This window comes from Streptomyces lacaronensis (assembly GCF_047337785.1).
Classification (GTDB): domain Bacteria; phylum Actinomycetota; class Actinomycetes; order Streptomycetales; family Streptomycetaceae; genus Streptomyces; species Streptomyces lycopersici.
Genome location: NZ_JBLHDK010000003.1, coordinates 823,461 through 836,712, shown reverse-complemented (window position 1 = coordinate 836,712; position 13,252 = coordinate 823,461). Strand labels below are relative to the sequence as shown.

8 protein-coding genes are annotated in these 13,252 nt (G+C 72.1%); 6 read left to right on the top strand and 2 right to left on the bottom strand.

The genetic code is table 11. The features are described 5' to 3' along the window. Nucleotides 1-101 precede the first annotated feature (101 nt). The 5 genes from ACMTAK_RS04880 (at nucleotide 102) to ACMTAK_RS04860 (ending at nucleotide 8,099) form a co-directional block, all read left to right on the top strand. Entirely contained in the window at nucleotides 102-1,157 is a 1,056-nt protein-coding gene (locus ACMTAK_RS04880) for a maleylacetate reductase (RefSeq protein ID WP_413804984.1), read from the top strand. Nucleotides 1,158-1,225: 68 nt separating this feature from the next. Beyond that, on the top strand, nucleotides 1,226-2,095 hold the full coding sequence (locus ACMTAK_RS04875; RefSeq protein ID WP_413804983.1) for a dioxygenase family protein: 870 nt from the start codon (nucleotides 1,226-1,228) through the stop codon (nucleotides 2,093-2,095). A 36-nt stretch (nucleotides 2,096-2,131) separates the two neighbouring features. Further along, nucleotides 2,132-5,137, top strand: a complete 3,006-nt coding sequence (locus tag ACMTAK_RS04870) for a BTAD domain-containing putative transcriptional regulator (protein WP_413804982.1) — start codon at nucleotides 2,132-2,134, stop codon at nucleotides 5,135-5,137. A gap of 127 nt (nucleotides 5,138-5,264) precedes the next feature. Beyond that, complete coding sequence (locus ACMTAK_RS04865; protein WP_413804981.1) at nucleotides 5,265-5,747, top strand: flavin reductase family protein; 483 nt, start codon at nucleotides 5,265-5,267, stop codon at nucleotides 5,745-5,747. A gap of 132 nt (nucleotides 5,748-5,879) precedes the next feature. Beyond that, nucleotides 5,880-8,099 (top strand): helix-turn-helix transcriptional regulator, encoded by a 2,220-nt coding sequence (locus ACMTAK_RS04860; protein WP_413804980.1) that lies wholly within the window; start codon nucleotides 5,880-5,882, stop codon nucleotides 8,097-8,099. Nucleotides 8,100-8,117: 18 nt separating this feature from the next. Here ACMTAK_RS04860 and ACMTAK_RS04855 read toward each other — a convergent pair whose 3' ends face one another. After that, a complete protein-coding gene (locus ACMTAK_RS04855; RefSeq protein ID WP_413804979.1) occupies nucleotides 8,118-9,632 on the bottom strand; it encodes a 4-hydroxyphenylacetate 3-hydroxylase family protein in 1,515 nt (504 codons plus the stop codon). A gap of 158 nt (nucleotides 9,633-9,790) precedes the next feature. On the opposite strand from ACMTAK_RS04855, the gene ACMTAK_RS04850 reads away from it, so the two are divergent. Next, nucleotides 9,791-12,646, top strand: a complete 2,856-nt coding sequence (locus ACMTAK_RS04850; protein ID WP_413804978.1) for a helix-turn-helix transcriptional regulator — start codon at nucleotides 9,791-9,793, stop codon at nucleotides 12,644-12,646. Nucleotides 12,647-12,650: 4 nt separating this feature from the next. On the opposite strand, the gene ACMTAK_RS04845 is transcribed toward ACMTAK_RS04850, so the two are convergent. Beyond that, entirely contained in the window at nucleotides 12,651-13,130 is a 480-nt protein-coding gene (locus tag ACMTAK_RS04845) for an Lrp/AsnC family transcriptional regulator (RefSeq protein ID WP_413804977.1), read from the bottom strand. Nucleotides 13,131-13,252: the final 122 nt, after the last annotated feature.

The window sequence follows — 13,252 nt, the reverse complement described above, 5'->3', positions numbered from 1 at the left end:
GCCTATACCCGTCATCGCGCGCCGATTCCGTTGACGGAGATCACCTCAATGCCAAAGCTTTCTTCCATAAACAGAGCACCGGCGGGACCGAGGACATTCTGATGAGGACTTTCGTGCACCGGGGGCAGATCACCAAGGTGGTTTTCGGCAGCGGGACGCGCAGCCGTATCCCTGAGGAGGCCGATGCTCTCGGATGCCGTCGGGTGCTCATCCTGTGCACCCCCGGCCAATGGGACCAGGCAGCGGAGATACGCGACCTGCTCGGTGCCACGGCAGCGGGCACGTTCGCCGAAGCGGTGCCGCACACCCCTGTCGAGGTCACGGAGAAGGCGGTCGCGTACGCCGGAAGCGTGGAAGCGGACTCCGTGCTCGCCATCGGCGGTGGATCGACCATCGGCCTCGGCAAGGCGATCGCCGTGCGCACCGGTCTTCCGCAGCTGGCGCTGCCCACCACCTACGCCGGTTCGGAGATGACGCCGATCCTCGGAGAGACCGAAGGCGGCAGGAAGACGACCCGCCGACTGCCGGAAGCGCTGCTCAAGACGGTGGTGTACGACGTCGACCTGACGCTCACGCTACCCGTGGGGATATCGGCGGTCAGTGGCGTCAACGCGATGGCGCACGCGGTGGAGGCCCTCTACGCACAGGACCGGGACCCGGTGGCCTACCTGATGGCCGGTGAGGCGATCGACGCCCTCACCCGGTCCCTTCCAGTCATCGCGCGGCACCCGGGCGACGGCGAGGCGCGGGCTGACGCGCTGTACGGGGCGTGGCTGGCGGCCACCTGCCTCGGCACGGTCGGCATGGCCCTGCACCACAAGGTGTGCCATGTGCTCGGCGGCACCTTCGGGCTTTCGCACGCCGAAACCCACACGGTCGTCCTGCCGCATGTCGTCGCCTACAACGGGTCGGCGGCCCCCGAGGCCATGGCACGCATCGCGTGCGCGCTGGCCCGGGACGACGCCGCGAGCGGTCTCTTCGACTTCGCCGGGAGGCTCGGCGCCCCCAGGGCACTGCGGGACCTCGGCATGCCGGAATCGGGCATCGAGCAGGCGGCCGAACTCGTCGTGCGGGACGGCTACTGGAATCCGCGGCCAGTGGAACGGACCGCGGTGCGCGCCCTCTTGACCCGCGCCTGGGCCGGCGAGGCACCGTGAACGTCATCCGGCGACGAACATCCCCGGACCGACTCCGCCTTCGACACCAATCACCACGGGAGCGCGCCATGCGTGATCTGACCAGCGACACCATCACCGACGCCGTGATCTCCACCATGCGGGACACCAAGGACGCCCGCGTCGCGGAGATCCTGGAATCGCTGGTGCGGCACCTCCACGCCTTCGTCCGCGATGTCGAACTGACGGAGGAGGAGTGGGCCCGGGGAGTGGACTTCCTGACGCGCACCGGGCAGATGTGCACATCGACGCGCCAGGAGTTCATCCTGCTGTCCGATGTGCTGGGCATCACCATGCTGGTCGACTCCCTCAGCAACCGACGACCCACGGAAACCACCCAGAACAGCGTCCTGGGCCCCTTCTTCAGGGAGGACAGGCCGCGGCACGCCGACGCCGCCGACATCTCCGGAGGTCTGCCCGGCACCCCGCTGTTCTTCGAGGGGCGCGTCGTGAACCGTGCGGGAGCGCCGGTGGCCGGCGCGGCGGTGGACGTCTGGCACAGTGACGGGGACGGCCACTACGACGTGGATGTGCCCGGCCAGGTCGACCCGGCCATGCGCGCGCTGTTCCGCACCGACGAGACGGGACACTTCGGCTTCCGTTCCATCCGCCCGTCCAGCTACCCGATCCCCGGCGACGGCCCGGTCGGCGAACTCCTGGGCGCCACCAGCAGGTCGCTCATGCGTCCCGCCCATGTGCACCTGCTGATCGAGGCTGAGGGATTCCAGCGCGTGACCACCATGCTGTTCCCGTCGGACGACTCGTACCTGGACACGGATCCGGTGTTCGGGGTGAAGGAGTCGTTGATCACGTCCTATGACACCTACGAGGCCGACACCGGGCCCTGCCGTGAGCTGACCGACGAGCCGTACACCGTGCTGCGGCACACCTTCGTCCTCGAACCCCGCCCCGCGGACTGATCCCGACGGCCGCACACCATCGAGAGGCGGTCCTCCATGAGCGGCGGCGATCCGGGCGGGAGGGGTGGCGCCCTGCCTCGGTTGCCCGGCCATGTCATACCCCGGCCGAGGCTGGTCCGCAGGATCCATCGGCTGCTGGACCAGTACCCGGTGCTCGTCGTGGCCGCTTCGGCGGGGTCGGGCAAGACGACCGCCGCGGTCCAGGCCGCCCAGGCGCGGTCCGGACCCGTCGCCTGGGTATCGCTCGCCGGGATGCCCGGCAACGCCGGTCCCGGTGCCGACGGGCCGGCGCTGACGCGCCTTCTCACGGCGGCCGTCGAGCCGCATGCGCCGGCCGTGGCGACGGCGCTGACGAATGCACTGGCGCGTGGGCTCTCGGCGTCGGAGATCGGCGTTCTGCTCGCCAGGGCGCTCGCCGGGACGGACCTGGTGCTGGTGCTCGACCGCGTGGAGACGATCGGCGGGTGCGCCGGTGCCGAGGGGCTGCTCGACGCACTTGTCGGAAGTCTGCCGGAAGAGCCGCGGCTGGTACTGATCTCCCGCGTGGAGCTGCCCCCAGGGCTCGGTGGTCTCGGCGATATCCATCGCGTCGCCTTCATCGAGGACGGGGAGCTGGCCTTCGACGTGGCCGAGGTCGCCGAGGCCCTGCGGGGCGACGACCGGGGCGACGACCCGTCCCGCCTGGTGGCGGCGACGGGCGGCTGGGTCACCGGAGTCCTGTACGACTGGTGGGGTGTCGACGCCACCGCCTCCGCCGCACAGCACGAGTGCCTCGCGGCCGAGCTGCTGACCCAGCTCACACCCGCGGAGGCGGCACTGCTCGTCCGTACGAGCCTGCTCGACGACGGGGTGACGGCCGAGCGGGCCAACGCCCTCGGACTGGTGTCGCCGGACCGGACGATGGCCGCCCTCCGCGGCCGACGGCTGCCGCTCGACTGGTCCGCCGACGGCAGCCGGATGGTCGCCCTGCCGCGGTTCCGCCACCATCTCCAACGGGAGATCGAATGCCTGGACGCAGACACCCTGCGGGTGCTGCGCCGGGGCTACGCGACGTTGCTCCAGGGCCGGGGGCGCCACGAGGACGCCGTGGCCGAGCTGCTCATGAGCGGGGACACCGCCGCCGCCCGACACGTCGCCGAACATGCGCTGCCCGATGTACTCGGGCGATTCGACCTGACGACCGCCGAGAGCTGGCTCGACCGGATGCGCCCGGCGCCCACCCCGAGCCTGGCCTCTGCGGCGCTCCGCGTCGCCTTCGGTCGCGAACAGTGCTGGCGGGGCGTGCGGTTGGCCGACCACCATGGCCGTGCGTGGTGGAGCCGCCTCGCCGAACAGCCGGGCGGCGAGGAGGACTTGGCCCTGCTGGTGTGGTGTCTCTGGCACGCGGGGAGGATCGACGGGGCGCGCGAGATCCTGGGCGTCATGCCGCCCGGGCACCCCCGCGACATCGCGGCGGCCGTGCTGGCTCTGGCGGACGACAGCACACCACAGCTCGCCCCGGACGTACTCGACCGGGTCGCGGGCCCCCTCGAAGCCATGGTGATGCGCATCGCCTACCGGTCCGGCCACCTGCGCGAGCTGCGGGACAGCACCGCCGGTACCTGGCGGAGGGTGGCGGGGACGCCCTGGAGGGTCGCGGCGCTGCGCGCCGAGGGGCGTATCTCCCGGGCGGAGGAGGCGTACGCGGCGGTCGGAGACGGTCCGGGGCCCGTCTGGCTGGCGGCCTTCGAGGCCGCGGAGCTGATGGCGGACCTCGGACGCCGGGACGACGCGTGGTCCGCTCTGCTGGCCGGGCGGCAGCGGATCGCGTCGACCGGCTCCCGCGTGTACGAGATCCTCAGCCTGCTCCTGGAGGCGAAACTGGCCCTGCGCCTGGATCGCGACCCGCCACGAGCGGCTCGGGCGCTCGCCGAGGCGGAGCGCAGAGGGTGCGCGCGCTACGCGTTCACCGCGGAACTGGCGGACACCTGGCGGGGCCTGGAACTGCTGCTGGCCGGCCGCGACCACGACGCCGTGCCCCACCTCACCACCGCGGTCTCCGCCATGCGCTCGGGCGACAGACATCTGGAACTCCCCACGGCCGCCGTCTACTTGAGCGAGGCGCTGTGGCGCACCGGCGACGAGGACGGCGCGGACGCCGCCGCCGATCTGGCCCTGGAGGTCGCGACGGCCCAGGGCCCCCGCAATCTGCTGTTGCAGGCCCTGGAGGACGTGCCCTCCGTCGCCGTGCGCCGGGCCGACGCGGAACCCACCCACTTCTCACGCTGGCACGAACTCGTGTCCGCGCTCGCCACCGCGAGGCCGGTGACCGGGTGCGCCGAACCCCGATTGACGCTGGACGACTTCGGCCCGGTGCGGCTGGCCGCCGACGGGCGGGAGGTCCACCCGCGTCTGGCCAAGAGCGTGGAGTTGCTCGCCTATCTGCTGGACCAACCCTCGGCGAGCGCCAGGCGCCAGGCCCTCTTGGAGGCGCTGTTCCCCGACCGGAGCGACACCACGGGGCGCAGCTACCTTCGGCAGGCCGTCTACCGGCTGCGCGAGGTACTGCCCGACGGGCTGTCGCTGCTCCAGGACGGTGATGTGTACCGCCTGACACCGGCGTCCGCCGTCGTGAGCGCCTCCGGGACCCTGCGGCGACTGCTGGCGGAAGCCGCTCGGCAGGACGGCGAGCACCGGTGGGACACCCTGCGGCGCGCCCTGGCCATCGCCGAACGCGGCTCGTACTTCGACGCCCTCTCGACCCACTGGCTCGACACCAGGCGCGCCGAACTCGACTCCGCCCTCTTGCGGGCCCGAGTGGACGCGGCGGCCGTGGCGCTGCACCTCGGCCGCGTCCGGGAGGCCCGCCGGCTCGCGCGTGCCGTGCTGGACAGCGATCCCTACCGGGAGCAGGCGTGGCGGCTCGCCCTGTGCGCCGCGGAGGCTGCCGGCTCGGACGATGAACTGCTCGACCTGTACCGGGGCTATCTGGGCGTCATGAAGGAGCTGGGAGTGCCGCCGTCCCCGGACCTGAGACGTCTGGTCGACCGACTGCGCCGATGAGCGGACGGGCCGGGTGAACTCGGGCGGTGTCGCGCCCGGGCCGTGATTTCTCCCGCGTTAACAGCCGGAGTCGCACGCTTCACACCAGCCAACCAGGGTTCAGCTCCCCTTTCACGGAGGTCCTCCGATGATGGAAACCGTTGACACGACACTCGATTTCCGAGGCGCGATGAGCCGGCTCGCCACGGGCGTCAGCGTGATCACCACCCGCTCCGGATCCACGCCCATCGGCATGGCGGCGAGCGCCGTGTGCGCCCTGTCCATGGACCCGCTCCAGCTGATCGTGTGCGTCGGCAACCACCTGTACACGCGGACCGCGATCGCGGAGCACGGCCGCTTCGCCGTCAATGTTCTCGGCGAGGACGGCGAGCACCTGGCGCGGAACTTCGGCGCCTCCAAACCGGACAAGTTCGCGGACGTCGAGACCGTCGACGACCACGGTGTGCCGGTCCTGAAGGACGCCATCGCGGCCGTCGTGTGCGATGTCGCCGAGGCTCTCCCCGGCGGCGATCACACCATCTTCGTAGGTGACGTCCGCCGATGCGCACACCGGGTGGACGGCCGGCCGCTGCTCTACTTCGCGGGAGGGTTCGGCGGGCTCAGGCACTAGGCCGGGCGCGGCGGCCCGAAGGAGGCCGCCGCGGCGACCGGCTCACCACCACCGCCCCCGATGCCGGATCTCGCGAGGCGAGCCACGGCCGTCGGGGGCTCCGCCCGTCCCGACGACTCCACTGAAGGTGCCATGTCCCGCTCCGTGCCGGCCTTCAAGCTGCGTCCTCCGGCCCAGCCCCCACACCTTCTGACCCGCCCGCGGCTGTTGCGCCGGCTCGACGCGGCGACCGAGCCCGTGGTGGTGGTCTCCGCACCGGCCGGTGCCGGGAAGACCGTGCTCCTGGCCGAGTGGGCGCAAGCCACGGCGGCCCGTGGAGAGTACGCCTGGCTCAGTTTGGACGGGGGCGACAACGCCCCGGGCCGGCTCTGGGCCGGCATCCTGCGGGCGTTGCGCCACGTACGGCCGGAACTGCCCGTCCGCCTCGACAGCGATGAGTGGACGCTCGACGCATGGCTCGAGGAGATCCTGCCGAGCCTGGTGACCGGACTGGGTGAACAGGAGCCGCTCACCCTGATCCTCGACGGACTGGACTCGATCACCGACGCCGACGCGGTCCGCAGCCTGGCGGACTTCCTGACCCGGCTTCCCCGGGGCTTCCGCGCCGTGGCGTCGACCCGGCACGTCCCCGGAAGGCCCATACCGACCCTCCGCGCCCGGGGTCTCGTCGCCGAACTCGACCAGCACGACCTGGCCTTCACCCCAGAGGAGGCACAGGCCGTGCTCACCGATCTGCTCGGCGCCCCTCCGGCCGCGGACACTTCGGGCGCGCTGTACGAGGCCACCGAGGGATGGGCGGCGGGGCTGTGCGTCATGGGGCGCGTCCTCGCCCGCTCGGCCGACCAGGCCGACACCGAACGGAACGTGGCCCGTGGCAGGCAAGCGGTCTCCGAGTATCTGGCCACCGAGGTGCTGTTCCGGCTCACCACGGAACAGCGCCGGTTCCTGCTGCGCACCAGTGTGCTCGACGAGCTGAGTACCGGGCCGTGCCAGGCCCTCGCCGGGGACCGGGCGGGCGTACTGCTGCGGGAGCTCGCACGGACCGTACGACTGCTCGTACCCGTCGCGGCCGATCCGCCGGCGTACCGGCATCACCGGGCACTGGCCACGCTGCTCTCCGACGTCCTCACCTCCGAAGGGCCGGACACCGTCGCGTCCCTGCACCGGGCAGCGGCGCAGTGGTACTCGCGGCAGGGCGAGACGACCGCCGCCGTACGGCACTGGGTGCTCGGCGTCGATGAGCCGGCGGCCGTCGCCTCGATCCTCGGCGCCTGGGAGAAGGCGATCTCGGCGGGCGGTGGTGCGCTGATCGCGCGGTGGCTGGACCTCCTGCCGCGCCGCACGGTCGCCGCCGACGCGCGCTTGTGCGTCGTGGCGGCGATGGCGGCTCTCTCCGGGGGCGCCCCTCAGACGGCCCGGCGCTGGCTGGACGTGGCCCGGCTCAGACAGACGGGACCCGAGACGGTCGGCGAGGGCAGCACGGTGTCCGATGCGGCAGCCGTGGCGCAGGCCGTGGCCTGCTGTCTGAAGGGGGAGGTCCTGACCGCCGACCGGCTCGGCGCGTCCGCCGTCGGCGGCACCCGGCCGTTGACGTCCTGGCGCGCCCTGGTCTGTATGGCCCGCGGCGCCGCCGCCCTGTGGACCTCCCGGTACGAGGAGGCGGAGGCGCTGCTCGGCGAGGCGACCCGTGACGCACACGCCGCCGGGCACAGCCTGGTGCTCGTCCGCGCCCTGGGTTTGCGGGCGCTGTGCGCGCTGCTGGCCGGACGGCACGAGCCGGCGCGCATGCTGAGCGACGAGGCCCTCGAAGCGGCCGCGACGACCGGACTGAGCGGGCACTTCGTCTCTGTGTCCGGCTACATCGCCCGGGCCGGTCTGCTCCTCGAAGAGGGCCCGGCCGAGGAGGCCGAGCGGGCTCTGGCCGACGCGGAAGCGGCTCTGGCGGGCCCGCCCCGGACGTCGCACGAACCCCACATCCGCGCCCTGTGCCACGCCACACGCGCGCGGCTGGAGAGCGCGCGGCGCAACGCGGACGCGGCGCGGGAGGCCCGCGAGGCGGCCGAGCGGGCGGCGTTCGGGTGCGAATCGCGCGGGGTACTGACGGACCTGCTCGGCCCGGCCGGTGAGGACACGGCCGTGGCGCCTTCCGCGCCCGGGCCCCAGGACCTGTCGCCGGGGGAGCGCCGAGTGCTCCGCGCCCTGTGCGGTCCGCTGACCCTACGTGAGATCGCCGCCGAGCTCTATGTGTCCCACAACACCGTCAAGACACAGGTACGGGCCGTCTACCGCAAACTCGACGCGCACGACAGAAGCGGTGCGGTGGCCAGGGCCCGGGAGTGCGGTGTGCTCTGACCCGGGCCCCGCATCGCGCTACGAGGCGTCCTGGCGCCGTGCGTAGTCCGCCTGGGCCGTGTACGCGGTCGCCTCCCGCTCGTCGACGCCCTCGATGCCGCAGACCTTACGCGCGAGGTCTGCCATGCCCCCGCTCGGGGACAGCTCGGCGCGCTTCATGGTGAGGGTGCGGATGGCCAGCAGGGGCGTGCCGTTGAAGTTCTCGAAGGTGCTGATGCGGTCACCCCAGTCGGACAGGAACAGATCGCGGATCACCCGGCTGATCTTCAGCCGGTCGTGCGGCCTCCCGACCGGTCCCGTCTGCAACGCCTCCAGCCAGGGCCGCAGTTCGGGCCGTTGCCACTGCCCCTCGGTGGGGAAGATGAGCGAGGCACGACCGGCGAGGTCGATCACCTCGTGGACCATCCCGGCGATGTTCTCGAGGTAGTACGCCCGCCCGAAGTCGAACATCAGGACGTTCGGCTTGTAGAGGCCGCCTGGGGTGGTGAACCCCTCGTCCTCCGAAGCGATCACATGCGCCTTGAGCGTCTGGTGGAAGCCCGCGAACCGGGCGATCCGGGTCTGCACCGGCGGCAGCTGGTAGGTGCCGATGTGCTCGGTGATCAGCAGGGTCAGGCCGAGCATCAGCTCGGCGCGCACCATCTGCCGGACCAGGGCCTGGTAGTGCAGCCAGTCGAAGACGCGCTGCGGGTACAGCGACGTGTGCTTCGGGTTGCCGATGTGGAACACCCGGTCCCAGGGGATGAGTACATCCTCGAACACGATGACGCTGTCCAGTTCGTCACCCTGGGAGGCCAGCGGGTGCTCGACGTCCTCGCCGTCCCGGACGTTGCTCTGCCGGCAGATGATGGTGACCCCCGGGGTGTTGGGCTTCACCGCCCCGAAGATGATCTGCTCCGGCAGGATGCCGGGGCGGTAGAAGACGCCGATGTGGATCCAGTCCCCGAAGGCCGCGCCGGTGCTGATCGCCTTCACCCCCCGCACGGTGATGCCCTCGTCCGAGGTGCCGACCACCTGAAGGGCGGGGGACTCGGCCTGTGCGGAATCGCGCGAGCGGTCCGTCTGCGGGTCGACGAAGGCCGGTGTCGTGTTGAGGTCGCCCTCCCGTGCCACGTTCCAGAAGCCGATGATGCCCTCGGTGAGGTCCCTCCCGTCGGTGCCGACGGACTGGCTGCTCCAGGGCTCGGGGTCGTCGACGTAGGTCAGCAGGACGTAGTTGTTGACGTCCGGGGTGCGCGGGACGGCCCCGGCGCCGAGCTCCCGCAGCACCGTCTCCATGTAGCGCCGCTTGCGCCGCAGGTCGTCCTTGGAGCGGTGCTGGAACCACGTCATGGACCGCCGGACGCCCTCCTCGTCCACGAACGTCATGACGTCCTGGAGGTCCGGGCGGTGGTGCAGGTCGTAGAAGTCGGCGAGCCTGCGGGCGTACGCCCGGGTCGTGGGGTGTGTGGCCACGTTGTCGACGAGCTCGTCGCCCACCCACACCGTGCGGCCGTCGTTCAGCGCCGCCAGGTATTCCTTGCCTGTACGCACGTCGTGCTCCTTTCCGGGGGCAAGAGATCTGGACGGCTCGGAGCATGCGTCGCGGCGGGGTGAGCGGACGGCGCGGCACCGGAAATCACCCGGGTGAAAGCGTCCAGCGCGGGGGAACCGGCGTTGAGGGTGATGTGGCCGTGCGGCATGCTGGCCCCATGCGCAGCACAGACCCCGCGGGCGACCGGACCCGGGGGCGCGGGGACCGGGCCGTGGCCGGGCTGCCCCTCAGAGGACGGGACCGCGAGATCGCCGCTGTCCGTGAGGATCTGGAAGCGGTGCTCGCTGGGCGGGGCGCCCGCGTCGTCGTGGAAGGCGCGCCCGGCGTCGGGAAGAGCCGGCTGCTCGCGGAGCTGGACGGGATGGCGCGGCGATCCGGCTTCGATGTGGTGTCCGTACGGGCCGACGAGCTCGACCAGTACGCGGCGGGAGCGGCCCTACAGTCCGCCCTGGGGTCCTCCGCCGGTCCCCACCGGGCCGCCGTGGCCACCGACGACCAGCGGCTCTGGCTGCTGGACGGCATCGCGGACGCCCTGGAGACGCGGGCCCAGCGCGGCCCGGTGGCGGTGCTGGTGGACGACGCGCAGTGGGCCGATCCGGCCACCCTCTTCGTGCTCCGCACCCTGCCCGGACGGCTGGCCGGCTCACGGATCCTGTGGGCGCTGGCGGTACGGACGGAAGCCGAGCGGCCGACCGTGACCATGGTGCGGGAGGACCTCGAACGCCTCGGAGCCCGGTGGCTGCCCCTCGGCCCCCTGCCGCGGGAGGAGCTGGGGCAGATCGCGGCCGATGTCATCGGGGCGACGCCGTCACCCGGTCTGGCCCGGCAGCTGCGAGGCGTCGCGGGCAATCCGTTCCTGGCGATCGAATTGGTGCGCGCCTTCGCCGACACGGACGCCGTCAAGGTGGAGGCGGGCGTGGCGAGCCTTGTGCACGACGGCATTCCCGCCGGTTTCCGGCGGAGTGTAGCCGCACGGCTGGACCGGCTCCCGGAGGATGCCGTGCGCCTGCTCCAGATGGGCTCCGTCCTCGGCCGCGAATTCGACCTCGGCACGGCCGCCCGGATGCTCGGCAGACGGGTCGGCAGCCTGCTGTCGGGCGTCGAGGCCGCCCTGAACGCCGGTCTGCTCTCGGCCGACGGCCCCCGACTCGCCTTCCGCCACGACCTCATTCGGCAGGCCGTCCACGAGAACCTGCCGCAGGCCGTACGGATCGCTCTGCACCGGGAGGCGGCCGACAGTCTGCGGGGCATCGGGGCCCGGTCCGCCGAGGTGGCCTGGCATGTCGTCATGTCGGGCGGCCCGGTTGACGAGGAGGCCGTGACCACGCTGACCACCGCCGTACGCGAACTGTCGGCGTCGGCCCCCGACGCGGCCGCGGACCTGGCTCAGCGGATCGCCGGACTGCTGCCCCCGCGGGACCGGCGTCGCATCACGCTGCTGACTGACGCCGCCGAGTACCTCGGCCGGACCCGCCGGGTGCACGAAGCGCTCGACCTGGTCGACGCCACCCTGTCGGACCGCCTCGAACCGCTGCCGGAGGCGCGTCTGCGCCTGGTGGCGGCCGAGATCCACCAGGCCGCGGGCGACGACGCCGCCGCGATGACACACCTCCAGCGGGCTCTGGATCTTCCCGCGCTGCCGCCCGATGTGCGCGTACGGCTGTTGAAGACCAAGGGGACGGGCCATGTGTACCTCGGGGACATCACCGCCGCCGAGCAGACCGACACCGGGCTGGTCGCGGCCGCCTACCGCGGCGACGATCCGGCCGTCGTCGTCAGCGCCATGGTGTTCCAGTCGCAGACGTCCTTCTACCGCGGGCGCCTCGCCCGCGCCGTCGAGCTGGCCGAGGAGGCCGCCGGGCGCGCCGGCACGGAGTCCGGCGCGCTCTATCTGCGGCCCCCGCGGATCCCGGCGCTGTGGCTGGCCATGGCGCTGCTCGCCACCGACCGGATCGCGGACACCGAGCGGATCCTGCGGGACGGACAGCGTGAGGCGGAGGCGCTGGGCCTCGGCTGGTCACTTCCCCACTGGCACGCCACTCGCGCTTGCGCCCTCCTCGAACAGGGAGCGCTGGACGACGCGGCCGTGGAGGCCGAGGCCAGTCTGACGGTGGCGGACGAACTCGAGATCACTCGACCGAACGCGCGGGCCCGGTCCGTGCTGGCATTGGTGGAGATCAGACGCGGTGACCTCGCCAGGGCGAGGGACCATCTCCGCGCCGCCGCAGCCGGTCCCGACCCGGCCGCGCAGCGGTACGGCCGGTGGGTGACGCTCGCGCGCGCCTGTCTGGCGGACGCGGAGGGCGGCTTGGACGCCCCGGTGGCAGCGGCACTCGCGGCCGGCTTCGGGGACCGTGAGCCGACGCGGCTGCTGGCGGTGACGCCGTCCCACTGGCCCGGGATCGTACGCATCGCGCTCCGCGGCGGGGACCGGTCGGTCGCGGAGGCCGTGTCCGGCGCCCTGCGCGCCCTGACCGCGCGGGACGACAGCCAGCGGATCATCCGGGCGGTCCGCGCCCATGTGGACGGCCTGCTCCACAGCGATCCGCGTGGACTGGAGTCCGCGATCAGCGCCTACCGGAGCGGTGGCAGACCGCTGGGCCTGGCCGCGGCCTGCGAGGACCTCGGCGAACTCCTGGCCACTTCCGCCGATACGGCCCCGGCGATCCCGTACCTGGAAGAAGCGGGTGAGCTGGCTGCGGCCTCAGGAGCCCTGCGCGACCACGAACGGATCAGACGGCGCCTTCGGCGGCTCGGTGTGCGCACCGGCGCCCCACGGAACCACACCACCGGCCCTCCGGGGTGGGGGAACCTGACCGAATCCGAGCGCAAACTGATCCCGCTCGTCGTGGACGGTCTCACCAACCGGGCCATCGCCGACCGGCTCTACGTGTCCATTCACACCGTCAACACCCACATGAGGCATATCTTCACCAAGCTCGGCATCAACACGCGCGTCGAACTGACCCGGCTGGCGCTCGAACGGGGTGGCATCGCCGACGGGGCGAACTGAACGCTCACTCCGCCGCGGCACGGCGCAGCAGCGGGGTGAGGCGGTGCGGCACCAGCTCGCGCATGGCCAGGGCCGTCGCCGTGCGCTCGATGCCGGGAACGGCGAGGATCTGCCCCGCGATCCGGTACAGATCCTCCGCGTCCGCGGCGACCACCCGTACGAGCAGATCCGTCTCGCCGCTGAGGCCGAAGACCTCCACGACTTCGTCGATGCCCGCCAGTGCCTCGGACACCTCGGCCAGCCGGCGCTGATCGACCCGCGCGGTGACGAACGCGGTGAGCGGATGGCCCAGTGCGTTCGGGGTGATCCGGCGTTCGAAGGAGCCCAGCGCGCCGCCCTGCTCCATTCTGGTCACCCGCGCCTGGACGGTGTTGCGGGACAACCCCAACTGCTCGGCCAGGGCGACGACGGTGGCCCGTGGCCGGGCGGCGAGGGCGAGCAGGATCCGCGCGTCGGTGGCGTCCACCCCTCGCTCGCTGTTCATAGTGCTCAATCGACGTCCCTCATTCGACCCGGAGCATGAGCAGAATGCTCAATGAAAGAGAAGCATCTTGTGCAGTTGAAGAGCTATCTGTCTACTGACGGAGCACAAAATCAGTTTCCACG